Source organism: Bacillus spizizenii TU-B-10, assembly GCF_000227465.1.
Taxonomy (GTDB): Bacteria; Bacillota; Bacilli; order Bacillales; family Bacillaceae; genus Bacillus; species Bacillus spizizenii.
The window spans coordinates 1655831-1681900 of record NC_016047.1; the positions used below are offsets into that span (position 1 = coordinate 1655831).

A 26070-nucleotide genomic window follows, 5' to 3' on the forward strand; every position below is an offset into this window, starting at 1 on the left:
TAAATAGAAGAATTAGGTACTCGCCTGGGGAACGGAGGGATACTTTTGGCTTCAGAGATGATAGTTGACCATCGGCAAAAAGCTTTTGAACTCTTAAAAGTAGACGCTGAGAAGATTTTGAAGCTGATCCGAGTACAAATGGATAACTTAACGATGCCTCAATGTCCTCTATATGAAGAGGTTTTAGATACTCAAATGTTCGGGCTTTCGAGGGAAATCGATTTTGCTGTCCGCCTGGGATTGGTTGATGAAAAAGACGGTAAAGACCTTTTATACACATTGGAGCGCGAATTGTCTGCTTTGCATGACGCGTTTACAGGTAAATAAATGATAAAACTCAAACTTATTAACAGTTTGGGTTTTTTTATAACCGCTAATTTTCTCTCATTAAAGACGGTCTTTTTTTACACATTCCTTCCGAATCGTATAGAGATTCTTCGTCTCGTTTGATAAATTGTAGTAAAATAAAAAAGATAAATACATAAAAACCATAGATAATGGAAGTTAGAAGTAGGGAAGAGGATGTTATGTTAAAAAAAATGCTCAAATCTTATGATTACTCACTGATATTCGCAATTGTTTTACTATGCGGATTCGGTTTAGTGATGGTATACAGCTCAAGCATGATTACGGCTGTCTCTCGATACGGGGTAAGCAGTAATTTTTTCTTCATGCGGCAGCTGTTTGCTTTAATTGCGGGTGGCGCTCTTTTTATTCTCATGGCTGTGTTTCCTTACAAAGCACTGGCCCATCAAAAGTTTCAGAAGATGATACTGCTTGTTTCTGTTTTTGCGCTTATCTCGCTGTTTGTATTCGGGCATGTCGCCGGAAACGCGCAAAGCTGGTTTAAAATCGGCGGAATGAGTATCCAGCCGGGGGAATTTGTTAAACTGGTCGTGATTTTATATCTTGCAGCCGTATATGCCAAAAAACAAAGCTATATCGACCATCTGTTAACGGGAGTAGCCCCTCCGGTTGTCATGACGCTTGTGATTTGCGGGTTAATTGCCATGCAGCCAGATTTTGGTACAGCCATGATTATCGGCCTAATTGCGACGTGCATGATCTTGTGCTCCGGTTTCAGTGGAAAGACGCTGGTGAAGCTTGTTTTGCTGGGCGGCATTGTTTTAATTTTAGTCAGCCCGATTATTTATTTAAATCAGGACAAAATTTTAACTGAAGGCCGTTTGGCACGTTTTGAGAGTCTTGAAGACCCATTTAAGTATGCAAATTCATCAGGTTTACAAGTGATCAATTCTTATTATGCGATCGGCTCAGGCGGCATTTTCGGTCTGGGGCTCGGTGAAAGTATCCAAAAATACGGATATCTGCCTGAATCACACACTGACTTTATTATGGCTGTCATTGCTGAAGAACTAGGTATTTTTGGGGTATTGTTTGTGATTTTTCTATTGGGCTTTATCGTAATAAAAGGGTTTTATATAGCCAGAAAATGCGAGGACCCGTTTGGGAGTCTTCTAGCGATCGGCATTTCGAGCATGATTGCCATACAATCGTTTATTAACCTTGGCGGAGTCAGCGGATTAATTCCGATTACAGGGGTTACGCTGCCATTTATCAGTTACGGGGGCTCTTCTTTAGTACTGCTGCTAGCGAGTATGGGGATATTAGCGAATATCAGCATGTTTGTGAAATATTCAGAGAATAAGAAAAAGAGAGAGCCCTTGGCGCCGAAGGGAATGAAAAAGAAACAGCTCAAAAAAACTGTTTATCTGTAAAAAACAAGTGTGTACAGGGGAAGGGTATTCCGCTATGATAGATTATATTCCATTCGGGTAAGGGGGAGAAACGTTTGTCACAGCAATCGATACAAAAAGTATTAGTAGCAAACAGGGGAGAAATTGCAATCCGAATATTCCGGGCGTGTACCGAGTTGAATATTCGTACAGTTGCGGTCTATTCAAAAGAAGATTCCGGTTCCTACCATCGGTACAAAGCGGATGAAGCATACCTGGTCGGTGAAGGGAAAAAACCGATTGATGCTTATCTGGATATTGAAGGTATCATAGATATTGCGAAAAGAAACAAAGTCGATGCGATTCATCCGGGATACGGTTTCTTATCTGAAAATATCCATTTCGCGAAACGATGTGAAGAAGAAGGCATCGTGTTCATTGGTCCAAAGTCCGAACATCTAGATATGTTTGGTGACAAGGTAAAAGCGCGTGAGCAGGCAGAAAAAGCTGGAATCCCTGTGATTCCCGGAAGCGACGGCCCTGCAGAAACGCTTGAAGCAGTCGAACAGTTTGGACAAACTAATGGTTATCCGATTATCATTAAAGCTTCACTGGGCGGCGGCGGCCGTGGTATGCGGATTGTCAGATCTGAAAGTGAAGTCAAAGAAGCATATGAGCGTGCAAAATCAGAGGCAAAAGCAGCCTTTGGCAATGATGAAGTGTATGTAGAAAAATTGATTGAAAATCCGAAACATATTGAGGTTCAGGTGATTGGTGACAAGCAGGGCAATGTCGTCCACCTTTTTGAGAGGGACTGTTCTGTTCAAAGACGCCATCAAAAAGTCATTGAAGTGGCGCCGAGTGTCTCCCTGTCACCTGAATTAAGAAACCAAATTTGTGAAGCGGCAGTTGCGCTTGCGAAAAATGTAAACTATATAAACGCTGGTACGGTAGAGTTTCTTGTTGCAAACAACGAATTCTACTTTATTGAAGTAAACCCTCGCGTACAAGTTGAACACACGATTACAGAAATGATTACAGGTGTCGATATCGTTCAAACACAGATCCTTGTTGCCCAAGGACACAGCCTTCACAGCAAAAAAGTAAATATTCCTGAGCAAAAGGACATTTCTACAATCGGCTATGCCATTCAGTCACGGGTTACGACTGAGGATCCGCAAAATGATTTCATGCCTGATACAGGAAAAATCATGGCTTACCGCTCAGGCGGCGGTTTTGGTGTCCGTCTTGATACCGGAAACAGCTTTCAAGGCGCCGTGATCACGCCATATTATGATTCACTTCTCGTTAAGCTTTCAACTTGGGCTTTAACGTTTGAACAGGCGGCGGCCAAAATGGTCCGAAACCTTCAGGAGTTTAGAATCAGAGGCATTAAAACAAACATTCCGTTCCTTGAGAACGTTGCAAAGCATGAGAAGTTCCTGACAGGGCAATATGATACGTCTTTCATTGATACAACACCTGAATTATTTAATTTCCCTAAACAGAAAGACCGCGGAACAAAAATGCTCACTTACATCGGCAATGTGACAGTGAACGGTTTCCCTGGAATCGGGAAAAAAGAAAAACCGGCGTTTGACAAACCAATAAACGTAAAAGTAGACATAGATCAGCAGCCTGCCAGAGGAACAAAGCAAATTCTCGATGAAAAAGGTGCTGAAGGGCTTGCAAATTGGGTTAAGGAACAAAAATCTGTCCTTTTAACTGATACGACATTCAGAGACGCTCACCAATCATTATTGGCGACGAGATTCAGAGCGCATGATTTGAAAAAAATCGCGAATCCGACGGCTGCGCTATGGCCTGAGCTATTCAGTATGGAAATGTGGGGAGGCGCGACCTTCGATGTAGCCTACCGATTCCTGAAAGAAGATCCGTGGAAGCGATTGGAGGACCTTCGCAAAGAAGTGCCGAATACCTTATTCCAAATGCTACTTCGTTCATCTAACGCGGTCGGCTATACGAATTATCCGGATAATGTGATTAAAGAATTCGTGAAGCAATCTGCTCAATCCGGTATTGATGTGTTCCGTATTTTCGACAGCTTAAACTGGGTAAAAGGGATGACGTTAGCCATTGATGCCGTTCGGGATACCGGCAAAGTGGCAGAAGCTGCGATTTGTTACACGGGAGATATCCTTGACAAGAACCGTACGAAATATGATCTTGCTTATTATACGTCGATGGCGAAGGAGCTTGAGGCTGCCGGAGCCCATATCCTTGGAATTAAAGATATGGCAGGGCTGTTAAAACCGCAGGCTGCATATGAACTCGTTTCTGCTTTGAAAGAGACGATCGACATTCCGGTTCACCTTCATACGCATGATACGAGCGGCAACGGTATTTATATGTACGCAAAAGCTGTTGAAGCCGGCGTTGATATCATAGACGTGGCGGTCAGCTCAATGGCAGGATTAACGTCTCAGCCAAGCGCGAGCGGATTTTATCATGCGATGGAAGGGAACGCCCGCCGTCCGGAAATGAATGTCCAAAACGTTGAAATGCTGTCTCAATATTGGGAGTCAGTTCGTAAATACTATAGCGAATTTGAAAGCGGAATGAAGTCTCCGCATACTGAAATTTATGAGCATGAAATGCCTGGGGGCCAATACAGCAACCTGCAGCAGCAGGCGAAGGGAGTAGGCCTAGGCGACCGCTGGAACGAAGTCAAAGAAATGTACAGACGCGTCAACGATATGTTCGGCGACATCGTGAAGGTCACGCCTTCCTCTAAAGTAGTCGGAGATATGGCGCTCTACATGGTGCAAAACAATCTGACTGAAAAGGACGTTTACGAAAAAGGCGAACAATTAGATTTCCCTGATTCTGTCGTGGAGCTTTTCAAAGGAAACATCGGCCAGCCTCATGGCGGATTCCCGGAAAAACTACAAAAGCTGATCTTAAAAGGACAGGAGCCGATTACGGTCAGACCGGGAGAACTGCTTGAGCCGGTATCCTTTGAAGCGATCAAACAGGAATTTAAAGAGCAGCATAACTTGGAGATTTCAGATCAAGATGCTGTGGCGTATGCCCTTTATCCTAAAGTCTTCTCTGATTATGTGAAAACGGCAGAAAGCTATGGAGACATTTCGGTATTAGATACGCCGACATTCTTCTATGGCATGGTATTAGGTGAAGAAATAGAAGTGGAAATTGAGCGCGGAAAAACACTGATCGTTAAGCTGATTTCAATCGGTGAGCCTCAGCCTGATGCCACTCGCGTCATTTATTTCGAACTGAACGGACAGCCGCGTGAAGTTGTCATCAAAGATGAAAGCATTAAGTCTTCCGTTCAGGAAAGACTGAAAGCGGACCGGACAAACCCAAGCCACATCGCAGCCTCCATGCCTGGAACGGTTATTAAGGTATTGACTGAAGCAGGTACAAAAGTCAATAAAGGTGATCATTTGATGATCAATGAAGCGATGAAAATGGAAACAACGGTTCAGGCGCCTTTCTCAGGAACAATCAAGCAGGTTCATGTGAAAAATGGCGAGCCGATCCAAACGGGAGATCTGCTTCTCGAAATTGAAAAAGCATAAAAAACAAGAGTGTATATCATTTGATATACACTCTTGTTTTTTATGAAAAAAGCGTAGGGAAATGAAAATTGTGTGGTTTAGAAGAGATCTAAGGCTTGAAGACAATACAGCACTGTCACAAGCCATTTCCTATATAAAACAAAAACAGGCTTATCTGCTGCCGGTCTTTCAGATACTTTGTAGTATGATATGAGCCATAAATATTTCTTAAAGGCACTATCTTTGTATGAAGCATGGCAAAAGGGCTCTATCTGCACATTTTTATCATGAAGCAATACTTATGTTTCGCAGGCTGTGCGGTTTTTTAGCATGATGACAAAAAATACGGAGCGCAGCGAGCCGCTCAATGATCATCAAGTCCAGCGGAGAGGCTGGCCATTGAAACGTATGAAGCGGCAAAAAACATGATACAAAAAAGACCAAAGCGCAGAAAGCTTTGGTCTAGAGTTATTATGATTGTCTTGATTCATAACGGAAGCGTGCAATCAATAATAAGAAGTAGCATAGAACACCAAATAGGCAGGCAATAAAGAACGAGTGGGCAAGTGCAAAGCCCAGAGCCAGTTCAGAGTATACGATCATAATACCGGACAGCGCCTGTAATGTAATAAAAATAAGACATGAGATCCATCCCAAAAAGATCTGCTTTTGATCTTTATAGGAAGTAATAGCATGAACAGCGGCCACAATAATCCATACAAACAACAGCAATGCTGCTGCTCTATGGCCCATTTGCACCCATTCATGGAATTGGGTCGGAAGTCCATTGTTCAGCGGGCTGCACAGCGGCACATCAGGACATGCCAGACTTGATTCGGTATGTCTTACATATGCGCCTGTATACACAACGATATAGGAGTATATTAAAATCCCTATCATGTGAAATTGCATTTTTTTGCCGATTTGAAGCGGCTTAACCAGTTTTCTAACTGATTTGTCGGCTTCAAATATGAGCAATGTCAAAATGAGCACTGAAGCAAAAGAAATCAATGAGATGCCAAAGTGAAGCGCCATAATCAGCGCGTTTGAACCGAATACGACAGCCAATGCGCCAAGCAGTGCCTGTAAAAATAAAAAGATAATAGACATGATCGCGAGAAACGTTGTTTCACGGAAAATCGGTGTGATTTTTCTCCATGACCAAAACGCAAGGCTTAACACAAGGATAATAGAGATCCCGCTTGCGAACCTGTGGCTCCATTCAATAATTGAAGCCGGATTCATTTCAGGGAAAAAACGGCCGTGACACAGCGGCCACTGTCTGCCGCAGCCTTGGCCGGAACCTGTTTTTGTAACGAGAGCTCCCCCGATTAAAACAATAAGCATGACAAATGTTGTCAGAACACCGAGAGCTTTTAATGCTTTATTCATACAATATTCACCTTCTCAACATACTGCTGCGATTTTATATACGTTCCAAGTGTAAGCGAATATGTGTTTTGTGGCAATTCTTAGAGCCTTTTGTTCACAAAAATATAATAGAATGACGGCTATCGGAAAATGTACACTTGATTATTCATGCCGGGTCTGATAGAAATAAGGTAAACGCACTGCCAATTTGGCGATTGCCTTCATCTTTGGTAAAATTCATAAAAAGTTCACAAATAAATTCCTGTTTGTCGTTTAATATTTAATAGGATGTTTTTTTACAAGATGTTATCTTGTATGATAGAGTTGCAGGTTTTTTTATTCTCCTGCGTTAGGTTTGTAAGGGAGGTTTACGTTATGGCTAACTCCAGAATCTTAAATGATACAGCTATAGACGGACAAATTGAAGAAACAACGGCGTGGAAAGATTTTCTGTCCCTTATTAAAATAGGGATCGTCAATTCTAATCTCATCACGACTTTTACTGGAATGTGGCTTGCACTGCATATTTCCGGTTTGAGTTTTTTAGGCAATATAAACACCGTTCTTCTTACATTAATCGGGTCTTCTCTGATTATTGCGGGCTCCTGCGCGATCAATAACTGGTATGACCGGGACATTGACCATGTTATGGAGCGTACGAAAGTAAGACCGACGGTTACGGGTAAAATTCAGCCGAATCAGGCGTTATGGTCTGGAATTTTGCTGGTTGCTTTAGGGTTGATCATGCTGTTGATGACAACTGTTATGGCTGCTGTTATTGGTTTTATCGGAGTCTTTACGTATGTTGTATTGTACACAATGTGGACGAAGCGCCGCTATACGATTAACACAGTAGTAGGAAGTGTTTCCGGTGCAGTGCCGCCGCTTATTGGATGGACGGCAGTGGAAGGAAATATCGGTGTCGTAGCGTGGGTATTATTCATGATTTTATTTATTTGGCAGATTCCTCACTTCTTAGCATTGGCTATTAAGAAAACGGAGGATTACAGAGCTGCAAATATTCCGATGCTTCCTGTCGTATACGGATTTGAAGTGACAAAAAGACAAATTATTGTGTGGGTTGCGTGCCTGATGCCGCTTCCGTTTTTCCTTGGAAGCCTGGGCCTTCCGATTGTCATTCTCGGCTTGCTGTTAAATATCGGCTGGCTGATTCTTGGCTTAATGGGCTTCCGCTCCAAGAATATCATGAAGTGGGCAACGCAGATGTTCGTTTATTCGCTTAACTACATGACAATCTATTTCGTTGCCATGGTTGTCTTGACGCTTTTCTAAAAAATAGATATGATGCTTGTTTTATCGCTTCAAAATAAACGATGACAACTAGTAAATGCCGCCTTGACCTCTTGTTTAATCAGGCGGCTTTACTTTTATACATAGATGGCATTTTGAGTAAAAAAACTCATAATTTAAGAGAAGAGGAAATGTAAGTGCTTTATTGGTGATAGGCTGGATTGCGAATCTGCTTTCCGCCTTTGTATTGACCAGAAAAGGGGTTGGGTGAAATGGTAAAGCATTGGCGTCTTATTTTATTATTAGCCTTGGTGCCGCTTCTATTAAGCGGATGTGGAAAACCTTTTTTATCCACGCTCAAGCCTGCTGGCGAGGTGGCTGATAAACAGTATGACCTGACAGTGCTCAGCACATTGATTATGGTGGTTGTTGTTGCAGTAGTATCTGTTATCTTCTTTTATGTAATTGTGAGATTCAGAAGATCACGGGTCGGTGAGAACACGATACCGAAACAGGTAGAGGGGAACAAAATTTTAGAAATCACATGGACCGTGATCCCGATTTTGCTGCTCATTATTCTTGTGATCCCTGTCGTATTATATACGCTTGAGCTTGCAGATACATCACCAATGGATAAGAAAGGCCGAAAAGCCGAGGATGCTCTCGTAGTCAATGTCCGGGCAAATTTATATTGGTGGGAGTTTGAATATCCTGATTACGGCATTATCACAAGCCAGGAGCTGATTGTGCCGACAGACCAGCGTGTATATTTTAATTTAAAAGCTTCAGATGTAAAACATTCCTTCTGGATTCCTTCTGTTGGAGGAAAACTTGATACGAATACGGATAATGAAAATAAGTTTTTCCTGACATTTGATTCAAAACGAAGCAAAGAGGCAGGAGATATGTTTTTTGGGAAGTGTGCAGAGCTTTGTGGCCCTTCACACGCGCTGATGGATTTTAAGGTAAAGACGATGTCTGCAAAAGAATTCCAGGGCTGGACAAAAGAAATGAAAAACTATAAGTCTACAACAGAGAGCGATTTGGCTAAGCAGGGCGAAGAACTGTTTAAAGAGAAGAACTGTCTGAGCTGCCATGCAGTAGAGCCGAATGATAAGCGTGCAGAAGCAGCGAGAACGGCTCCTAATTTGGCGACCTTCGGTGAAAGGGCAAAAGTGGCAGGGGTGAAAGACGCCAACGAAGAAAATGTGAAGGCTTGGCTGAAGGATCCTGAGAGCATAAAACCGGGTAACAAAATGACAGGAACTTATCCGAAGCTCTCAGACAGTGAAACAGATGCGCTTTATGAATACTTAAAAGGCTTAAAAACGGAAAGCAAGTAGGGAAGAAAGGGAGATATTGGGGGAGGTCACATATGTTGAATGCGCTTACAGAAAAACGGACGCGCGGATCTATACTTTGGGATTATTTGACGACGGTGGACCATAAAAAAATTGCAATTCTTTACTTAATCGCCGGGGGATTCTTCTTTCTTGTCGGGGGAATTGAAGCGATGTTTATCAGAATTCAGCTTGCAAAGCCGGAAAATGCTTTTCTCAGTGCCCAAGCGTACAATGAAGTAATGACAATGCACGGGACGACAATGATCTTTCTGGCTGCGATGCCGCTTTTATTTGCCTTGATGAATGCGGTCGTTCCCTTGCAGATTGGGGCTCGTGACGTTTCATTTCCATTTTTAAACTCGCTCGGTTTTTGGCTCTTCTTTTTCGGGGGCATTTTCTTAAATCTAAGCTGGTTTTTGGGCGGAGCGCCAGACGCGGGTTGGACGTCATACGCCTCACTTTCGCTTCATTCTGAAGGGCACGGCATAGACTTTTTCGTCCTCGGGCTGCAAATATCGGGGCTCGGGACACTGATAGCCGGGATTAACTTTTTGGCCACGATTATCAACATGAGAGCTCCCGGCATGACGTACATGAGGCTGCCTTTGTTCACATGGACGACATTTGTAGCCTCAGCATTGATTTTGTTTGCATTTCCTCCGCTTACGGTCGGATTGGCTCTGATGATGCTGGACCGGCTGTTCGGCACCAATTTCTTTAATCCGGAGCTTGGCGGAAATACGGTCATTTGGGAGCATTTATTTTGGATCTTTGGCCATCCGGAGGTTTATATCTTAATTTTGCCTGCATTCGGTATATTTTCAGAGGTCATCCCTGTGTTTGCCAGAAAGCGTTTGTTTGGGTATTCATCAATGGTTTTTGCCATCGTGCTCATTGGCTTTCTGGGCTTTATGGTTTGGGTGCACCACATGTTTACGACAGGTCTGGGGCCGATTGCAAATGCGATTTTTGCGGTTGCCACAATGGCTATCGCGATACCGACCGGGATTAAGATTTTTAACTGGCTTTTGACGATCTGGGGAGGAAATGTGAAGTATACGACAGCGATGCTGTATGCTGTCTCATTTATTCCGTCCTTCGTGCTCGGCGGTGTGACGGGTGTCATGCTGGCAGCAGCAGCTGCTGATTATCAGTTCCATGATACGTATTTTGTGGTGGCGCACTTTCACTATGTCATTATTGGCGGCGTGGTATTCGGCCTTTTAGCCGGCGTTCATTTCTGGTGGCCGAAAATGTTTGGTAAAATTCTGCATGAGACGATGGGGAAAATTTCATTTGTATTGTTTTTTATCGGCTTTCACCTCACGTTTTTCATTCAGCATTTTGTCGGTTTAATGGGGATGCCGCGCCGGGTTTATACGTTTTTGCCAGGCCAGGGTCTTGAAACCGGCAACTTGATCAGTACAATCGGGGCGTTTTTTATGGCGGCAGCTGTTATTCTTCTGCTGGTCAATGTCATTTGGACATCGGTAAAAGGCGAATATGTCGGAGCTGATCCATGGCAGGACGGACGTACCCTTGAATGGACCGTTTCTTCACCGCCGCCTGAGTATAACTTTAAACAGCTTCCTTTTGTCAGAGGGCTTGATCCGTTTTGGATCGAGAAGCAGGCAGGACACAAATCAATGACGCCGGCTGAACCGGTTGATGATATTCATATGCCAAACGGCTCAATCCTGCCGTTCATCATTTCCTTCGGCCTTTTTGTCGCAGCGTTCGGGCTGTTGTACAGAACCGATCACGCTTGGGGGCTGCCGGTGATCTTTATCGGACTCGGCATCACATTTATTACGATGCTGCTTCGTTCAGTAATTGATGATCACGGCTATCATATTCATAAAGAGGAACTGCCGAATGATGATAAAGGGGTGAAGGCATAATGCAAATTGAAGAAAAATTCACCGCAGAAACCTTTCCAGCTTCTCCCGAAAAAGTAACGCTGGAAGGGAAAAATAAATTTTTAGGCTTTTGGCTTTTTCTTGGGGGAGAGACAGTTTTGTTCGCGTCTCTCTTCGCAACGTTTCTTGCACTCCGGAATTCAAATGCCGGTGATCCGCCTACGACGGAAATGTTCGATGTAACACTTGTGTTTATCGCCACAATGCTGCTATTAACGAGCAGTTTAACGAGTGTGTACGCGATGTACCACATGAAGAACTTTTCTTTCGGCAAAATGCAGCTTTGGCTGGGAATTACGATCTTATTGGGGGCTGGCTTTTTAGGACTGGAAATTTATGAGTTTAAGCATTACACCCATGAGTTTGGCTTTACGATCACAAGCTCTGCGCTCGGTTCCGCGTTTTACACGCTTGTCGGTACACACGGCGCCCACGTGGCATTTGGGCTTATGTGGATCAGCACGCTGATGATCCGTAATGCCAAGAGGGGGCTGAACTTGTATACGGCGCCTAAGTTTTATGTTGCCAGTCTATATTGGCACTTTATTGATGTCGTGTGGGTCTTCATCTTTACCGTTGTATATTTAATGGGGATGGTGGGATAAACATGGTCGGTAAAAAAAGCAGAGGGCATATCAACAGCGACCTTGAATTTAAGAAAAAGAAGCACGCTCAGGAGATGAAATATCAGGTTCTGTCTTTTGGTTTAATGATCGGTCTTACGATTGTTGCATTTCTGACAGTGGCAACGGACGGTGTAGGCAGCTGGTTTACGATTCCTTTCATTATTTTGCTAGCTGCAATTCAAGTCATTTTCCAGCTGTATTATTTCATGCATATGAATCAAAAAGGGCATGAGGCGCCGGCAATGTTTTTGTATTCAGGCATGTTTGTCGCGTTCATCACTGTGCTTGCGTTTGTCACAATTATATGGTGGTAATTTGAACAGCCGCCGGAGGTGAAGAAATGAATCAGCTAGAGGTATTTGGGTTTCGCGCGATGTGGAGCCCTTATCTTTTTTGTATCTTGTTAGGCATTACAGTGCTTTATCTCTATTTTTACAGGCGAATGTCTTCAAAGCCAAATCGAATAACGGGTAAACAGATGGTGTGCTTTCTATCGGCGATGCTGTTTTTATATGCAGCCGAGGGAAGTCCGGTTGATCTGCTCGGACATATTATGTTCAGCGCGCATATGGTGCAGATGGCTGTCCTGTATTTGGTCGTCCCGCCGCTATTGATCGCGGGAATTCCTGCATGGCTTTGGGAGAAAATCATTTTCAGGCCTGCCATTAAACCGGTTTTTTCATTTTTCACGAAGCCATTAATTGCTTTGCTTTTGTTTAACGGCATTTTTTCTTTATATCATGTTCCGCTTATATTTGATACTGTCAAAACAGATTCGTTATACCATACATTAATGACTTGGCTTATCTTTGTGCTTGCGTTTTTGATGTGGTGGCCGCTTGTTCATAAGGTCGAGCGTCTCGGGCAGCTCAGCGGCTTGATGAAGCTGGGATATATTATGGCGGACGGTATGCTGCTTACGCCTGCTTGCGCGCTGATCATGTTCAGCGGCGCGCCGTTATATGCCACCTATACAGATCCGTCTGCGTGGGCTGAGGCAATGAAGCTTTGTGTGCCTGCGGATATGATGGGGCAGGTCCCATTAACAGGACCAGAGATGTTAAATACACTGCCTTTGTTAGAGGATCAGCAGCTCGGAGCAGTTATGATGAAAATCATTCAGGAAATTGTGTACGGTACTTTTTTGGCGATTGTTTTTTTCCAATGGGTGAAGAAAGAAAGGGAAAAGGACGGGCAGGAGGAGCCACCGTATATTCAGCAAACGATATCATAAAAGGTACAGCGAAAATGCTGTACCTTTTCATTACATTTGAACTGTTTTTAACATGTCGGATATGTCCTGAATCAGTGCTTTGCTTTTTGTCACAACCTGTACGGGAAACTCTTCCGTTTCTCCATATTCTACTCCGTGCGGGTAATAATGCTTGCCTAAGAGAGGGGACATTAATTGAATCACGGCGCGGCCGCTTCCAACATCGCCCTCTGCCGCAATGCCCTGTATCCGCAGGTAAAACGTACCCTCAATCGTCGAAAACTTCTTGTCATAGGTGACTCTTTCGTAATCCCATTGACCCGCTCTGACGAGGCCTTTGCTTTCCATCAAGTCGTCTAGCCAGCTGAGCTCAGCCTTTACCCCTTCAAGTCCGCTTTCAGTAAACTTCAACACTGACCCCTCCTTATAAAAATTACCTTTCCTGACAATCATAGTATGAAAGCGTTAAACTTTCAATGAATCTTCTTCTTTTGAAAGTATGCAAAAATTAAATTTTGACGACAATAGCACTAGACTAAAGGAGGTTATACGGATGACAAAAATAAAAGATCTGATGACAGCCGACTTGCAATATTGCACGGTATTAGATAATGTATATGAAGCTGCGGTAAAGATGAAAGACGCGAATGTAGGGGCGATTCCGGTAGTTGATGAGGATGGAGAAACACTGGTCGGCATCGTGACCGACCGCGATCTCGTGTTAAGAGGAATCGCCATAAAAAAACCAAACTCGCAAAAAATCACTGACGCGATGACCGAAAAACCTGTCAGCGTAGATGAAGATGCTTCAGTCGATGAGGTTCTTCATTTGATGGCATCCCATCAGCTCAGAAGGATACCTGTTACAAAAAACAAAAAGCTGACTGGAATTGTCACGCTTGGTGATCTTTCTTTATCTGAGCAAACGAATGAACGTGCCGGCAGCGCCTTATCGGATATTTCCGAGGGGGATAATAGAGAAGAAGGCTTTTTTCATTAACACATAAATCTTTGACATGTTAAATAGGCTGTATTGTAATGAGATGTAAGGCAAGACATAGTGATTCGCTACGGGGGTGATAGATTGAAAAATATCTTGAGAGCGATGGTTATCCTCTTGATTATCTGCGGAACTTATGTTCTGTTTATTCAATATGGATCTGTTCCTGAAAAAAAATCAAATGACAGCGAGCCTCAAGTGTCTAACGAGGAAGCGCAAAGCGGCAAACGAATACATATGCCGACCTCAGGATTATTGTCCTTTATGGGCAAGTCCGCCGATGATGTAATGAAAAAGCTTGGGGAACCAGAACGCATTGACCCTTCAGCTTATGATTACGATTGGTGGGTATACAATCAGGGAAAGGACCAGTATGTCCAAATTGGGGTATTAAACAATAAAGTGGTCACATTATTTGCTACTGGGAATGATATTAACGCGAAGCCTTTCAAAATTGGTGAAACAACCGGAGAAGTATTCAAGACGACCCAGGTGGCACCGTTTGTGAATGTAGAGTATAAAGGAAATTCCTATCGGTTTGAGTTTTCTGAAGAGGATATCAATACCAGGCCGACTGTTAAGGTAGGAAAGATGTATGTCCAGCTGTATATGGACAAATTTGAGGGGAAGCTATCCAGCATCAGGGCGTTTGATGCGCAAACCTTTGTAAAGCAAAGACCTTATGAGGTTGTGTACCGCGGTGAATTAATGAAACCGGAATCTGTTTCAGATGATAAGTGGAAAAAGATCCAAACGACGAGTGAAAAGCAAATACTTGATTTGACGAATGTCATACGCGTCAAACATGGGCTTGCAAAGCTTGAGTGGGATCAGCCGACGGCGGAAGTGGCCTTTGGACATAGCCAGGATATGAAGGAAAATAATTATTTCTCCCATGTCTCTAAAAAATACGGCACGCTGAAAGACCGCTTAGAAGAAGGGCATGTTGACTTTCAGCAAGCGGGAGAAAATATTGCATATAATTATGTGGACGGCCCGGCTGCTGTAGAAGGCTGGCTGAATAGTGAGGGCCATCGAAAAGCGCTTCTGAATTCAGATTATACGCATCTCGGTGTCGGAGTAGACCGAAAATATTACACTCAAAATTTTATTAAGCGATGGTAATGAAAAGCCGCGGAGGAATGGTTCCGCGGTTTTTCTAATTTTCACAAAAGCTTAATGATCTGAATGCATGTGTCGTAGCGTGCATAAGAGCTGCAGCGGAATAAATGTGTTGTTTTCCTTTTCTGACAACATGGCTGCTGAGGAGGCAGATTCCCATTCCTTCAGTAAGGCTCTTTCACGAGTGTATGGGGCAAAGCTGAAAATTCATTCGGGAACGAATATAGGCGAACACAATGCCTGACAAAACGATACATTGTAGTAGGTATCGATTTTCGGAGGGGGTGAGGATTGTGGCGAATCAACATGCCAATCATTCAATCAATGACTTTAAACAATTCGTCAAAAAGCATCCCAAGCTGATAAAAGAAGTACGCAAAGAACAAAGAAGCTGGCAGGACGTATATGAAAATTGGGTCCTCTTCGGGGAGAGCGACCCGATTTGGGATCCGTATCGGGAACCGGAAGAAGCTGCAGAAGCTGTGCCTGAAACAGAGCAAAAAAATGATTTTGTCTCTAAAATGGTGACTGCGGTGAAAAAGATGGATGTCAACCAAATGAACGAACAAATCAATAAAATGAGCCAGTCGATCTCATCGTTGCAAAGTCTTCTTCATACATTTTCCGGGAGCAGCCAGAAGCAATCTCAGCCAGGCTCTGGACAGCATCCTTTTTCTTTTCGAAAGGATTAAAAAAGGGGAGCTCATATGCGCAAAGAGGTTCAGGAATTTATTTTAGCAAACGAAGAACGGAAACGATTCATCAGAGAACAGCCGATATGGTACCGCAGACTTTCGAGAAAACCGGATGATCTGTCCTCCTTTCAGCTTGAGATGATGAACTTTTATGAAAAAACCATACCGCACCGGGTGAACCAATTTACGAACGGGATTCAAATGGCGCAAATGATGATGCAAATGTTTCAAGCGATGCGGACAAAAGATTAAAAGGCCCGAAAGAGGGTCTTTTTTCATGCTGTAAATGCAGGGAGATTGTTTTCGGGCTGCGGTTAAGCATTTTCCAATTGGCTGGTTTCGTGGTAAACTAACAACTGGAGGTGCGTGCTATGTATGCGACGATGGAATCCGTGCGGCTTCAAAGTGAAGCTCAGCAGCTTGCCGAGATGATTCTGCAGTCGGAGACGGCTGAGAACTACCGCAATTGTTACAAGCGTCTCCAAGAAGATGAAGAGGCAGGGCGGATTATTCGTTCTTTTATCAAAATAAAAGAGCAGTATGAGGATGTACAGCGTTTTGGCAAATATCATCCTGACTATAGAGAAATATCCCGGAAAATGAGGGAGATCAAGCGGGAGCTGGACCTGAACGATAAGGTGGCTGACTTCAAGAGAGCTGAAAATGAGCTTCAGTCTATTCTTGATGAGGTTAGCGTCGAGATTGGGACAGCTGTTTCGGAGCATGTTAAAGTTCCGACTGGGAACCCTTATTTTGACGGTTTGTCTTCATGCGGAGGCGGCTGCGGTTCAGGCGGAAGCTGCGGATGCAAAGTGTCCTGACGAGACTGGCCGTCTCGTCTTTTACATATAAGAGAAATCAGGCAGGTGATTGTATTGGAGAATAGGCGCCAGGGCATGATTGTGTATCTGCATTCCCTAAAGCAAAGCAAAATGCTGAGGAAGTTCGGAAATGTGCACTATGTATCAAAACGCTTAAAATATGTCGTGCTGTATTGCGATATGGACCAAATTGAAAAAACAATGGACAAGATTGCGTCTTACTCTTTTGTGAAAAAAGTAGAGCCTTCTTATAAACCGTTTTTAAAATTGGAATTCGAGTCAAAGCTTGATAAAGCAAAAGAATACGATTATAAAATCGGCATATAGCTGTATAAAAAAATCCCCGCAGACTTCTGCGGGGTCCTTCTATTCCTTAACATGTTAAGGAGAAGGCAAAGGGAGAGGAGAAACCGGAGGAAGAACTTATGGGGAAACGTAAGTCTTCTCCGCGGTTGGCAACAACATCCTCTAGATGCTGTTGCTTATAGTATGGACAAGGATCAGTCCGCCTATACACCTGTTTATTAGAATTAGCATTCATTGTTTGAAAGAATGCTTTATGTTAAGATAGGATTGATTTTTTTCTATGTACATAGCGGCGTCCGGCCGAACAAAGAAACAAAATAGCTTTTAGAAAAAGTGGTGTGGAACATGAGAGTAATTTCTGGATCAAAAAAAGGCCGTTCACTAAAGGCTGTGCCGGGAACATCAACTAGACCGACAACCGACAAAGTGAAGGAATCCATTTTCAATATGATCGGCCCTTATTTTGATGGGGGCAGGGGACTTGACTTATTCGCAGGGAGCGGAGGTCTTGGAATCGAAGCGCTTTCACGCGGGTTTGAGCATTGTATATTCGTTGACCGTGATTTTAAAGCGATTCAAACGATAAAATCAAATTTAAAAACGCTGGAGCTTACAAAACATGCCCAGGTATACCGGAATGATGCGGAACGGGCTTTGCACGCTGCGGCAAAAAGAGAAACAGGCTTTCGCGGAATTTTTCTTGATCCGCCGTACAAGGAACAAAAGCTAAAAGCGCTTTTAACGATGATTGATGAATATCAAATGCTGGAAGAAGACGGCTTTATCGTTGCTGAGCATGACAGAGAGGTCGAGCTTCCCGAAACCGTAGGAGATCTTGTGATGGCAAGAAAAGAAACCTATGGACTTACAGGTGTAGCGATTTATAAAAAGAGGGGGTAGTGATGTGGCGAGTATAGCTGTCTGTCCCGGCAGTTTTGATCCGGTGACCTATGGGCATCTGGATATCATCAGACGCGGGGCGCATATTTTTGAACAAGTGTATGTATGTGTGCTGAATAATTCTTCGAAAAAGCCTTTGTTCAGTGTGGAAGAGCGGTGTGAGCTCCTGAGAGAAGTGACAAAAGACATTCCGAACATAACAGTTGAAACGTCGCAGGGACTGTTAATAGATTATGCAAAAAGAAAAAAGGCGAAAGCGATTTTAAGAGGCTTGAGAGCGGTATCTGATTTTGAATACGAGATGCAGGGGACTTCCGTAAACCGTGTGCTTGATGAATCCATTGAGACGTTTTTTATGATGACCAACAATCAATATTCGTTTTTAAGTTCAAGCATCGTAAAAGAGGTGGCGAGATACAATGGCTCGGTATCAGAGTTTGTTCCGCCCGAAGTAGAGCTGGCGCTTCAGCAAAAATTCAGACAAGGATGAGGGTTTTGACTCATCCTTTTTTTGTTCCGTTTGTCAGTCTGTAAGAAAAAATGATAATGTACGTAAACAGCGCGCATAATGTGACAGCAGGTCCAATCTGCACAAGCAGATTCCAGCCGTTTATAAATGCAATTGGCATCTCGCTGCTATTAAGAGATTTAAATACATACTGATACGGATTATGCCATGCCGTGTAAAGCGGTTTCCATAAAAGCATGACGAAGACGGCGGCATAAACGCCCTGCAGCAAACGTGCGATAAAGAATGGTTTAAATCTGATATCGGTTTCCGATAAAATACCTGCCACCTGAGCTTGAACGGAAAAGCCGCTAAACCCGAGAATAAAACTGACCACAATGGCTTTTTGAAGAAGAGAGACATCTGCCTCGCTGACAAGCTTGCTACCTAACGTGATTTCAAACATCCCTGATAAAAGGGGAATGTCCAATTGAGCCGGAAGCTGAAACAAAGTCAGCACGCCTTTTGTGAAAACAGACAGAATATCAGTCAGCTGCACCACGGACAACAGCCGGTTAAAGACAGAAAATAAAATAATAAAGCCGCCAACCATAAGAAGGGTTTGAACAGAAGAGGTCACGGCGTCGCCTAAAATTTTGCCCAGAGGCCGTTTTTCCGCAAGTCTGGCGGTATGCAGAGCGTGTAAAGCATCTTTGATCGAAGGAAAAGGTATTGTTTTCTTCCCCCTGAGATGTTGCTCTTCCTTGCGGCCATAGGAACGCATCGTTAAACCGACAGCCAGATTCCCCAAATAGTGTGCAGAAGCCAATAAAATGCCCAATGACGCGTTTTGAAAGAAACCGACGGCAACAGCGCCGAAAATAAAGAGCGGGTTTGAAGAATTGGTAAACGACGCAAGCCGTTCTGCTTCTACTCTTGAAATCTGTTTTTCCTGCCGCAGACGGGCAGTGAGTTTTGCTCCCGCTGGGTTTCCGGATGCCATTCCCATAGCAAGAACAAAGCCGCCAACACCGGGCACGCGAAAGATCGGACGCATAAAAGGTTCAAGCAAAACACCGACAAACCGCACAATGCCAAAACCAATTAAGAGTTCAGACAGAATAAAAAATGGTAGCAATGACGGAAATACAACCTCCCACCACATAGAAAGCCCGGTTTTAGAGGCTTCGAATGAGGCCTGCGGATGTGAGATGACAGTCGCTGTTAAAAAAAGAAAAAACGAAGCAATCAAAAGTGTATTAATCTTCGACAAGTTCATTCTTACCTCCCCGATGCTAAAAATGCCCAATGACATGTATTCATGATAAAATAATGTATGACACGAAACGGCCAAGCAGTACCTGTCCTCTTGATTCTTTGTACTAATATACGAGCATAGGGGTGCAGTTTAGACCATAGAATTCGGTATACAGGGAATTCAGGCAGGAGGTTAACGCGTTGGCCAAACCTAAAATCGGGTTAGCGTTAGGATCGGGAGGGGCCAGAGGGCTCGCTCATCTCGGTGTGCTTTCCAGTTTACATAAGCACCAAATTGAAGTAGATATGATTGCGGGGAGCAGCATGGGCGCTTTGGTGGGCAGTTTCTATGCCGCCGGCCATGATGTGGCAACGATGAGAAAAGTCGCCAAAGCCTTTAAACGGCGGCTTTATGCTGATTATACGATGCCCAGACTCGGTTTTCTAAAAGGTGACCGCGTCAGGCAGCTTGTACATGCTTATACATTCGGAAAACCGATCGAAGAGCTCCAAATCCCGCTGGGTATTGTTGCGTGTGATTTACAGACAGGAGAAAAGATTGTGTTCCGTAAAGGGTCAGTATCAGATGCGGTGCGGGCCAGCATCAGCATACCGGGTATTTTTATTCCGCAGAGGCTGGACGGACGCCTTCTTGTAGACGGCGCGGTCGTCGACCGAATTCCGGTTTCTGTTGTAAAAGACATGGGGGCTGACATCATCATCGCCTCGGATGTCTCCAGGGTTCGAAAAACCGAAACGGCGGCGCATATTTTTGATGTGATTATGCAAAGTATGGATATACTGCAAAATGAATTGGTGCGACATCAAACAATCGCCGCAGATATCATGATTCGCCCTTCTCTTGAAACATACAGCTCAAGCTCGTTTGCCAATATTGAAGCAATGATATCGGCAGGCGAGGAGGCGACAAACCGAATGATCAGCAAGATAAGACAAGAAATAGAGAATTGGGAGGGCTCATAACTTGCTACGTAAAAAACATTTTAGTTGGATGCTTGTCATCCTCATTCTGATTGCCGTTTTATCATTTATAAAACTTCCATACTATATTACAAAACCGGGAGAAGCGACAGAACTTGCTTCACTGATAAAAGTGGAGGGAGGCTACCCGGAAACAGGGAGTCTGTCCTTAATGACTGTCAAAGTGGGGCCGGCTAATCCGTTTACATATGTGTGGGCAAAGATGCACCCTTATTATGAAATTGTTCCTGATGAGAGCATCAAGGAAGAAGGTGAATCAGATAAGGAGTATATGAAAAGGCAGCTCCAAATGATGCAAAGCTCGCAAGAAAACGCGGTTATAGCCGCCTATCAACAGGCAGGAAAAAAAGTCAGCTATTCTTTTAACGGCATATACGCAAGCTCGGTTGTAGAAAACATGCCTGCAAAAGGGAAAATAGAAGTCGGTGATAAAATCATCAGTGCAGACGGCAAAAACTATCAGTCTGCTGAAAAGCTGATTGATTATATCAGCAGCAAAAAAGCTGGAGATAAAGTCACGTTAAAAATCGAAAGAGAAGAAAAAGTAAAGCGTGTCGCCCTTACGTTAAAACAATTTCCTGATGAGCCAGATCGGGCAGGAATCGGAGTTTCGCTCTATACGGACAGAAACGTCAAAGTGGAACCTGATATTGATTTTGAAATCGAAAATATCGGCGGTCCGTCAGCAGGTTTAATGATGTCACTTGAAATCTATAATCAGCTGACAAAAACAGATGAAACAAAAGGCTACGATATTGCGGGAACAGGTACGATTGATGTTGATGGAAAAGTAGGCCCGATCGGCGGCATTGATCAAAAAGTCGTCGCCGCAGATAAAGCTGGAAAAGACATTTTCTTCGCGCCAAATCAAAATGGCGCCAGCAATTCCGATTATAAAAACGCAGTAAAAACAGCAAAAGATATTGACTCAAATATGAAGATTGTGCCTGTTGATATGATGCAGGATGCGATTGATTATTTGAATAAGCTGAAAGCGAAAAGCACCTGATCCTCAGGTGCTTTTTCTATATATTTAAAAAACGTTGTTCATCCTCGTCATATCGAATCGGTGCATGTCCGTATTCTTGCAGGTCAAACTCAGTTCTTAGCGGCTCTTCTATCGGCATGCTGTAGATTCTGCTTGCTTTTATGTCCAGATCGAGAGCTGGATGGGAGAAAGAGGACAGTTTGCTGACAAGCGGAACAGACAGCGCTTTTTTCTTTTCCGATAAATAAGCCTGTCCTTTTTTCGTCATGCCGAGCAGCCTGATATAAGGCACCTCTTCGTCTTTAAGCAGCTTGTGCATATCCTGTTTTTTCGTTCTGGTTAAAATGTGAGTGTTCATCCGCTGGAGTCTTGTCCACGTATAACGTTTTGTTTTCAGCAGCTCCATAAATTCCTGATAGGAGCTGGCTTTTCTGATCGAACGTAGAATTCTGTGCTCTAAGCCTTCCTCCACCTCGTATACTTGCTGTAATTCCTGTGATGTTACAGTTGAAAGGCTGTATTTTAAGTAAGAAAAATAGCTTTCAGGTGTATGCCACAGTCCGAAAGATTTGCGGTAATGTGCTAATTCACGTGCAGATGCAGCAGGAAGAAAACGAAGGCAGGCATCAAGACTCTGTTCAATCATCGCTTTTCTGATGCTTGTGGCACTTGCGATATAGTTTTCGCCTTCAGGAAGGTCGGCATCATGATAGTCCGAGGAGATGCGTGCTGTAGTACTAGGTTTCATCGAATATCCCCCGGAAAGAATAGAAGTTACATAATGATATCCCAGAATGTTATTTGGTTTTGACAAATCAAGTGCACTTTCGGTATGTAAAATGGAGCTGAATGCGATAGCTGCCGCGGCTGGATAACTGGCACCCTTTTTAAGTTCTTCTTTAATACGCTGATCAAATGTATGTTTATGTTCATCAATAAGCCTTGCTGTTTCTAAAAACGGCTCAATATCACCATTTTCACTCCCGAAAAACAGCGCCTCGCATCCAAGTTTGTTCAGGATGGAAACACTGCCGCGTGCAAAAATGTCCGCTTTTTGCACCGCATAAAGATATGGCAGCTCAATGACAACATCGACTCCGTTTTGCAGCGCCATTTTTGTTCGGGCCCATTTTGATACTACAGCCGGTTCTCCGCGCTGTAAAAAATGTCCGCTCATTACCGCAACAGCCGTGTCGCATCCGGTTTGCCGCTTTGCTGTTTGGGCATGATAAAGGTGACCGTTATGAAAGGGATTATATTCAACCACCAATCCGACAGCTTTCATATTTTTTCCGCCTTTCTTGCTATGTTTAAAAACGTATGGTACATTTGCAAATGAAAACTCTTACGTCTTATTTTTATTTTAAGTGTATGCATCGTATATTCCGCTGTCAACGATACTTCAATGGCAGCATTATGCTGTAAAGAAAAAATATTGACAAAAACAATCTTAAAAGCTATAATCATGTTTGTTGCTTTCATGAGGTGATACAAATGAAATGGACGATTTATCAGCTGCATCAAATGCCGAAACAAAGTTTTGAGTTTGATGAAACAGTTGAGTTAAATGAGCTGACAAAGGTGAATTCTGACATTCGCCGCATTTCTCCCGTTCGGGTGAAGGGCAGAGCGGATATCAAATCCAAACAGGTTTCGTTTGATTTTACAATTTCAGGCGAAATGATTTTGCCATGCTCAAGAACACTCGTTGATGTTCCGTATCCATTTGAAATTTCAACAAAAGAACTGTTTATATTTCATCAGACGGATGATATAGAAGATGATGACGTTCACATTGTTGAGGACGATACTATCGACTTAACTCCGATCGTGAAAGAAGAAATTCTTTTAGAAATCCCTATGCAAATCTTTTGTGAATCTGAACAAGAAAAAGGAGCTGCTCCTCAAGAAGGAAAGGACTGGCAAGTCATTTCGGAGGAAGACAAGAAGAATCAAGTTGATCCGAGACTTGCAGCCCTAGAAAAGCTCTTAAAACAAGATGATGAATCTTAACTCTTTAAGGAGGTGGGAATAATGGCTGTACCTTTTAGAAGAACTTCTAAAATGAAGAAAAGATTGCGCCGTACACATTTCAAACTTAATGTACCTGGTATGACAGAATGTCCGTCATGCGGAGAGATGAAATTGTCTCACCGTGTATGCAAAGCATGCGGATCATACAACGGCAAAGACATAAATGTAAAAAGTAACTAATAAGAAAAGCGCAGGGTGAAAGCCCTGCGCTTTTTCTTTTTCTCTCCCTGCCAGCTTGCGGAAAATTTGTGAGTGCAAATAGTCTATCTAATCTATTACCGGCATATGTATGAGATAAATAAGCTGACATGGAGGGAGATTGAATTTGACCATTACAAGACAAGATGCTTGGACTCAGGATGAGGATTTGCTGCTGGCAGAAGTGGTGCTTCGTCATATTCGAGAGGGAGGAACACAGCTTTCCGCCTTTGAGGAGGTTGGAAGGGCGCTGACCAGAACCGCGGCAGCCTGTGGTTTCAGGTGGAACTCGTATGTGAGAAAACAATACCAGTCAGGCATAGAGCTTGCGAAAAAGCAGAGGAAAGAACTGAGAAAGCAAATCGGCGTTCATTCGGTCAATATGCCGAATTCCGTCAAGCAGACTGCTGCGGCAGCGTCAGAAGGAAAACGAGATTTGTCCATTCAGGATGTGATTCAATTTCTCGAACAATTCAAAGAAGCGCCGTCTGCACAAGAATTTCAGCTCGAAAGGGAAAAATTGAAGGAGCAAATCCAAACGCTGCAAAACGAGCTTGAGGATTTACGGAGTGAAAATCAAACATTGAGGAACCAGCTAGAGATGACAGAAGAGGATTACAAGGCACTGATCGATATCATGGATCGGGCGAGAAAAATGGTTGTTTCAAAAGAAGACGGAAGAATGAAAAAAGCGGCTCAAGAAACGTAATGAAACGGCTTGAAATGAACCGGCCCTAGAGTAAGAATAGGCCGGTTGTTTTTATTTCTATGCAGATTCTCCGGGTGTCATTTCATGATCCATATCAGGATGCCAGATGAGCGGGTTTTCCCCTTTGTCCCGCGCCATATCATATTTAACAGTTTCAAAGTTCATTTTATTCCAAAATTCCGCTGATTTCATTCGCGGATTTGTCCGAATCGGCATTTTGAATGATTTAGCGAATTCAACCAGCGCTGTCCCGTATCCTCTGTTCTGGTAGCCCGGAAGAACCTCAAGCTTCCACAGTTCCAAGTAATCCTGGCGGTTGTCGAAATAAGGATTCGATTTGCCGTTAACTTGATATAGACTCATTCGCGCTACAAGTTTATCCCCGAAATAAATCCCGTAAAAAGGCGAGGTGCTGTCATTTTCAATAATATTATCCTGAAGATCTTCAAGCATTGAAAGCTCCTGAATGCCGTATTCTTTGAATTTCTTGAATTCTTCAAGTGTTTTATAGTTGATGAGCAGACGTTCTACCTTTACCAAACCAATCTCCCCCTTTGTTGTTTCTACATATATTGTAAACGCTTTATTTAAAAAATCCAAATATTTAAACTTTAATTTTAAGCACACGATATCTTTGAGCGGTAATTTCTTCGTACTTCTGCTATGATAATACGTAAATGCTAAATTGGGTGTGACATCATGAAAATTGGAATTATCGGCGGAGGTTCCGTCGGTCTTTTATGCGCCTATTATTTGTCACTTCATCACGAGGTGACTGTTGTGACAAGGCGGAAAGAACAGGCTGCGGCCATTCAGTCTGAAGGGATACGGCTTTATAAAGGCGGAGAAGAATTCAGCGCTGATTGCAGTGCGGACACGAATATCAATTCGGATTTTGATCTTCTTGTCGTGACAGTGAAGCAGCATCAGCTTCAGTCTGTTTTTCCGTGGCTTGAACGGATCGGGAAAACGAACATATTATTTTTGCAAAACGGCATGGGACATATCCACGACCTAAAAGACTGGCGCGTTGGCCATTCCATTTATGTTGGAATCGTTGAGCACGGAGCTGTAAGAAAATCAGATACAGCTGTTGATCATACTGGCTTAGGTGCGATAAAATGGAGCGCGTTCGACGAAGCTGAACCAGATCGGCTGAACATCTTGCTTCAGCATAACCACTCGGATTTTCCAATTCGTTATGAGACGGATTGGTACCGCCTGCTGACGGGCAAGCTGATTGTAAATGCTTGTATCAATCCGTTAACCGCGTTATTGCAGGTGAAAAATGGAGAACTGCTGACAACGCCAGCTTATCTGGCTTTTATGAAACTGGTTTTTCAGGAGGCTTGCCTCATTTTAAAGCTTGAAGACGAAGCTGAGGCTTGGGAGCGGGTTCGGGCCGTTTGCGGGCAAACGAAAGAAAATCGCTCTTCTATGCTGGTTGACGTCATTGAAGGCCGGCAGACAGAAGCTGACGCTATTATCGGATATTTATTGAAGGAAGCAAGCCTTCACGGCCTTGATGCCGTCCATCTGGAGTTTTTATACGGCAGCATTAAAGCTTTGGAGCGAAATACAAACAAAGTCTTTTGAGCTTTTTCTGTAACATGCTATACTCATTTCGG

General features: G+C 43.4%; 30 protein-coding genes. 24 read left to right on the forward strand and 6 right to left on the reverse strand.

Annotated features, from left to right (window positions below):
- Nucleotides 1–45: 45 nt before the first annotated feature.
- The 4 genes from GYO_RS30355 (at nt 46) to GYO_RS44320 (ending at nt 5453) form a co-directional block, all read left to right on the forward strand.
- A complete protein-coding gene (locus tag GYO_RS30355) occupies nt 46–327 on the forward strand; it encodes an Fpa/YlaN family protein (RefSeq protein WP_003221339.1) in 282 nt (93 codons plus the stop codon).
- 200 nt (nt 328–527) lie between these two features.
- Nucleotides 528–1739: a cell division protein FtsW gene (gene ftsW, locus GYO_RS30360; RefSeq protein ID WP_014113681.1), complete on the forward strand. Its 1212-nt coding sequence runs from the start codon at nt 528–530 to the stop codon at nt 1737–1739.
- A 74-nt stretch (nt 1740–1813) separates the two neighbouring features.
- A complete protein-coding gene (gene pyc / locus GYO_RS30365; protein ID WP_014113682.1) occupies nt 1814–5260 on the forward strand; it encodes a pyruvate carboxylase in 3447 nt (1148 codons plus the stop codon).
- 61 nt (nt 5261–5321) lie between these two features.
- On the forward strand, nt 5322–5453 hold the full coding sequence (locus GYO_RS44320; RefSeq protein WP_079287708.1) for a deoxyribodipyrimidine photo-lyase: 132 nt from the start codon (nt 5322–5324) through the stop codon (nt 5451–5453).
- 257 nt (nt 5454–5710) lie between these two features.
- Here the strand turns inward: GYO_RS44320 and ctaA are convergent, their stop codons facing one another.
- Nucleotides 5711–6631 (reverse strand): heme A synthase CtaA, encoded by a 921-nt coding sequence (gene ctaA, locus GYO_RS30370; RefSeq protein ID WP_014113684.1) that lies wholly within the window; start codon nt 6629–6631, stop codon nt 5711–5713.
- Between the two features lie 354 nt (nt 6632–6985).
- Here ctaA and cyoE point away from each other — a divergent pair, with 354 nt between their 5' ends.
- The 6 genes from cyoE (at nt 6986) to ctaG (ending at nt 12983) form a co-directional block, all read left to right on the forward strand.
- On the forward strand, nt 6986–7903 hold the full coding sequence (cyoE, locus tag GYO_RS30375; protein WP_003221348.1) for a heme o synthase: 918 nt from the start codon (nt 6986–6988) through the stop codon (nt 7901–7903).
- Nucleotides 7904–8133: 230 nt separating this feature from the next.
- Nucleotides 8134–9204, forward strand: coding sequence for a cytochrome c oxidase subunit II (gene coxB / locus GYO_RS30380; protein WP_014113685.1), 1071 nt, complete (start codon nt 8134–8136; stop codon nt 9202–9204).
- Between the two features lie 32 nt (nt 9205–9236).
- Nucleotides 9237–11105, forward strand: a complete 1869-nt coding sequence (ctaD, locus tag GYO_RS30385) for a cytochrome c oxidase subunit I (RefSeq protein ID WP_003238747.1) — start codon at nt 9237–9239, stop codon at nt 11103–11105.
- Nucleotides 11105–11728, forward strand: coding sequence for a cytochrome c oxidase subunit III (gene ctaE, locus GYO_RS30390; protein WP_003221354.1), 624 nt, complete (start codon nt 11105–11107; stop codon nt 11726–11728). Before ctaD ends, ctaE begins: the two co-directional genes overlap by 1 nt.
- A 2-nt stretch (nt 11729–11730) precedes the next feature.
- Nucleotides 11731–12063: a cytochrome c oxidase subunit IVB gene (gene ctaF / locus GYO_RS30395; RefSeq protein ID WP_014113686.1), complete on the forward strand. Its 333-nt coding sequence runs from the start codon at nt 11731–11733 to the stop codon at nt 12061–12063.
- Nucleotides 12064–12089: 26 nt separating this feature from the next.
- Entirely contained in the window at nt 12090–12983 is an 894-nt protein-coding gene (gene ctaG / locus GYO_RS30400) for a cytochrome c oxidase assembly factor CtaG (RefSeq protein WP_014113687.1), read from the forward strand.
- Nucleotides 12984–13013: 30 nt separating this feature from the next.
- Here the strand turns inward: ctaG and GYO_RS30405 are convergent, their stop codons facing one another.
- Entirely contained in the window at nt 13014–13376 is a 363-nt protein-coding gene (locus GYO_RS30405) for a YugN family protein (RefSeq protein ID WP_014113688.1), read from the reverse strand.
- Between the two features lie 139 nt (nt 13377–13515).
- On the opposite strand from GYO_RS30405, the gene GYO_RS30410 reads away from it, so the two are divergent.
- The 8 genes from GYO_RS30410 (at nt 13516) to coaD (ending at nt 18296) form a co-directional block, all read left to right on the forward strand.
- Complete coding sequence (locus GYO_RS30410) at nt 13516–13962, forward strand: CBS domain-containing protein (RefSeq protein ID WP_014113689.1); 447 nt, start codon at nt 13516–13518, stop codon at nt 13960–13962.
- Between the two features lie 84 nt (nt 13963–14046).
- Nucleotides 14047–15087 (forward strand): CAP domain-containing protein, encoded by a 1041-nt coding sequence (locus GYO_RS30415; protein WP_014113690.1) that lies wholly within the window; start codon nt 14047–14049, stop codon nt 15085–15087.
- 290 nt (nt 15088–15377) lie between these two features.
- A complete protein-coding gene (locus tag GYO_RS30420) occupies nt 15378–15776 on the forward strand; it encodes a YlbD family protein (protein WP_014113692.1) in 399 nt (132 codons plus the stop codon).
- A 15-nt stretch (nt 15777–15791) separates the two neighbouring features.
- Entirely contained in the window at nt 15792–16031 is a 240-nt protein-coding gene (locus GYO_RS30425) for a YlbE-like family protein (protein ID WP_014113693.1), read from the forward strand.
- A 119-nt stretch (nt 16032–16150) separates the two neighbouring features.
- A complete protein-coding gene (ricF, locus tag GYO_RS30430) occupies nt 16151–16600 on the forward strand; it encodes a regulatory iron-sulfur-containing complex subunit RicF (protein ID WP_003221370.1) in 450 nt (149 codons plus the stop codon).
- Nucleotides 16601–16654: 54 nt separating this feature from the next.
- Nucleotides 16655–16927 (forward strand): YlbG family protein, encoded by a 273-nt coding sequence (locus GYO_RS30435; RefSeq protein ID WP_003221373.1) that lies wholly within the window; start codon nt 16655–16657, stop codon nt 16925–16927.
- A 324-nt stretch (nt 16928–17251) separates the two neighbouring features.
- Nucleotides 17252–17806 (forward strand): 16S rRNA (guanine(966)-N(2))-methyltransferase RsmD, encoded by a 555-nt coding sequence (rsmD, locus tag GYO_RS30440; RefSeq protein ID WP_014113694.1) that lies wholly within the window; start codon nt 17252–17254, stop codon nt 17804–17806.
- Between the two features lie 4 nt (nt 17807–17810).
- Nucleotides 17811–18296 (forward strand): pantetheine-phosphate adenylyltransferase, encoded by a 486-nt coding sequence (coaD, locus tag GYO_RS30445; protein ID WP_003221378.1) that lies wholly within the window; start codon nt 17811–17813, stop codon nt 18294–18296.
- Nucleotides 18297–18306: 10 nt separating this feature from the next.
- On the opposite strand, the gene spoVV is transcribed toward coaD, so the two are convergent.
- The gene (gene spoVV, locus GYO_RS30450) at nt 18307–19533 is read right to left on the reverse strand and encodes a dipicolinic acid transporter SpoVV (RefSeq protein ID WP_014113695.1); all 1227 of its coding nucleotides are present in this window, start codon (nt 19531–19533) and stop codon (nt 18307–18309) included.
- A 179-nt stretch (nt 19534–19712) separates the two neighbouring features.
- Here spoVV and GYO_RS30455 point away from each other — a divergent pair, with 179 nt between their 5' ends.
- Nucleotides 19713–20495, forward strand: coding sequence for a patatin family protein (locus tag GYO_RS30455; protein WP_014113696.1), 783 nt, complete (start codon nt 19713–19715; stop codon nt 20493–20495).
- A gap of 1 nt (nt 20496) precedes the next feature.
- The gene (gene ddcP, locus GYO_RS30460) at nt 20497–21522 is read left to right on the forward strand and encodes a protease DdcP (protein WP_014113697.1); all 1026 of its coding nucleotides are present in this window, start codon (nt 20497–20499) and stop codon (nt 21520–21522) included.
- A 16-nt stretch (nt 21523–21538) separates the two neighbouring features.
- Here the strand turns inward: ddcP and GYO_RS30465 are convergent, their stop codons facing one another.
- Together GYO_RS30465 and GYO_RS30470 are read right to left on the reverse strand one after the other, a co-directional pair.
- Nucleotides 21539–22786, reverse strand: a complete 1248-nt coding sequence (locus GYO_RS30465) for a nucleotidyltransferase (RefSeq protein WP_014113698.1) — start codon at nt 22784–22786, stop codon at nt 21539–21541.
- Nucleotides 22783–22968, reverse strand: coding sequence for a hypothetical protein (locus GYO_RS30470; RefSeq protein ID WP_041520944.1), 186 nt, complete (start codon nt 22966–22968; stop codon nt 22783–22785). The genes GYO_RS30465 and GYO_RS30470 overlap by 4 nt, the downstream gene beginning before the upstream one ends.
- A gap of 27 nt (nt 22969–22995) precedes the next feature.
- Between GYO_RS30470 and GYO_RS30475 the strand changes: the two genes are divergently transcribed.
- The 3 genes from GYO_RS30475 (at nt 22996) to gerR (ending at nt 24442) form a co-directional block, all read left to right on the forward strand.
- Nucleotides 22996–23514, forward strand: a complete 519-nt coding sequence (locus tag GYO_RS30475) for a YceD family protein (RefSeq protein ID WP_014113700.1) — start codon at nt 22996–22998, stop codon at nt 23512–23514.
- 21 nt (nt 23515–23535) lie between these two features.
- Complete coding sequence (gene rpmF, locus GYO_RS30480) at nt 23536–23715, forward strand: 50S ribosomal protein L32 (protein ID WP_003154457.1); 180 nt, start codon at nt 23536–23538, stop codon at nt 23713–23715.
- Between the two features lie 145 nt (nt 23716–23860).
- A complete protein-coding gene (gene gerR, locus GYO_RS30485) occupies nt 23861–24442 on the forward strand; it encodes a sporulation-specific transcriptional regulator GerR (RefSeq protein ID WP_014113702.1) in 582 nt (193 codons plus the stop codon).
- 57 nt (nt 24443–24499) lie between these two features.
- On the opposite strand, the gene GYO_RS30490 is transcribed toward gerR, so the two are convergent.
- Nucleotides 24500–24982 carry an N-acetyltransferase gene (locus tag GYO_RS30490; RefSeq protein ID WP_014113703.1) on the reverse strand — a complete coding sequence of 161 codons (483 nt, stop codon included), beginning with the start codon at nt 24980–24982 and terminating at the stop codon, nt 24500–24502.
- Between the two features lie 159 nt (nt 24983–25141).
- Between GYO_RS30490 and GYO_RS30495 the strand changes: the two genes are divergently transcribed.
- Nucleotides 25142–26038, forward strand: a complete 897-nt coding sequence (locus tag GYO_RS30495; protein ID WP_014113704.1) for a 2-dehydropantoate 2-reductase — start codon at nt 25142–25144, stop codon at nt 26036–26038.
- The last annotated feature ends 32 nt before the right edge of the window (nt 26039–26070 follow it).

What these genes read in the sequence shown, in the direction of transcription:
- ftsW (WP_014113681.1), top strand. Translation starts at nt 528, where the DNA reads ATGTTAAAAAAAATGCTCAAATCTTATGATTACTCACTGATATTCGCA.
- GYO_RS44320 (WP_079287708.1), top strand. Translation starts at nt 5,322, where the DNA reads ATGAAAATTGTGTGGTTTAGAAGAGATCTAAGGCTTGAAGACAATACA.
- ctaA (WP_014113684.1), bottom strand. Translation starts at nt 6,631, where the DNA reads ATGAATAAAGCATTAAAAGCTCTCGGTGTTCTGACAACATTTGTCATG.
- cyoE (WP_003221348.1), top strand. Translation starts at nt 6,986, where the DNA reads ATGGCTAACTCCAGAATCTTAAATGATACAGCTATAGACGGACAAATT.
- coxB (WP_014113685.1), top strand. Translation starts at nt 8,134, where the DNA reads ATGGTAAAGCATTGGCGTCTTATTTTATTATTAGCCTTGGTGCCGCTT.
- ctaD (WP_003238747.1), top strand. Translation starts at nt 9,237, where the DNA reads ATGTTGAATGCGCTTACAGAAAAACGGACGCGCGGATCTATACTTTGG.
- ctaE (WP_003221354.1), top strand. Translation starts at nt 11,105, where the DNA reads ATGCAAATTGAAGAAAAATTCACCGCAGAAACCTTTCCAGCTTCTCCC.
- ctaF (WP_014113686.1), top strand. Translation starts at nt 11,731, where the DNA reads ATGGTCGGTAAAAAAAGCAGAGGGCATATCAACAGCGACCTTGAATTT.
- ctaG (WP_014113687.1), top strand. Translation starts at nt 12,090, where the DNA reads ATGAATCAGCTAGAGGTATTTGGGTTTCGCGCGATGTGGAGCCCTTAT.
- GYO_RS30410 (WP_014113689.1), top strand. Translation starts at nt 13,516, where the DNA reads ATGACAAAAATAAAAGATCTGATGACAGCCGACTTGCAATATTGCACG.
- GYO_RS30425 (WP_014113693.1), top strand. Translation starts at nt 15,792, where the DNA reads ATGCGCAAAGAGGTTCAGGAATTTATTTTAGCAAACGAAGAACGGAAA.
- ricF (WP_003221370.1), top strand. Translation starts at nt 16,151, where the DNA reads ATGTATGCGACGATGGAATCCGTGCGGCTTCAAAGTGAAGCTCAGCAG.
- rsmD (WP_014113694.1), top strand. Translation starts at nt 17,252, where the DNA reads ATGAGAGTAATTTCTGGATCAAAAAAAGGCCGTTCACTAAAGGCTGTG.
- spoVV (WP_014113695.1), bottom strand. Translation starts at nt 19,533, where the DNA reads ATGAACTTGTCGAAGATTAATACACTTTTGATTGCTTCGTTTTTTCTT.
- GYO_RS30465 (WP_014113698.1), bottom strand. Translation starts at nt 22,786, where the DNA reads ATGAAAGCTGTCGGATTGGTGGTTGAATATAATCCCTTTCATAACGGT.
- GYO_RS30470 (WP_041520944.1), bottom strand. Translation starts at nt 22,968, where the DNA reads ATGATTATAGCTTTTAAGATTGTTTTTGTCAATATTTTTTCTTTACAG.
- GYO_RS30475 (WP_014113700.1), top strand. Translation starts at nt 22,996, where the DNA reads ATGAAATGGACGATTTATCAGCTGCATCAAATGCCGAAACAAAGTTTT.
- rpmF (WP_003154457.1), top strand. Translation starts at nt 23,536, where the DNA reads ATGGCTGTACCTTTTAGAAGAACTTCTAAAATGAAGAAAAGATTGCGC.
- GYO_RS30495 (WP_014113704.1), top strand. Translation starts at nt 25,142, where the DNA reads ATGAAAATTGGAATTATCGGCGGAGGTTCCGTCGGTCTTTTATGCGCC.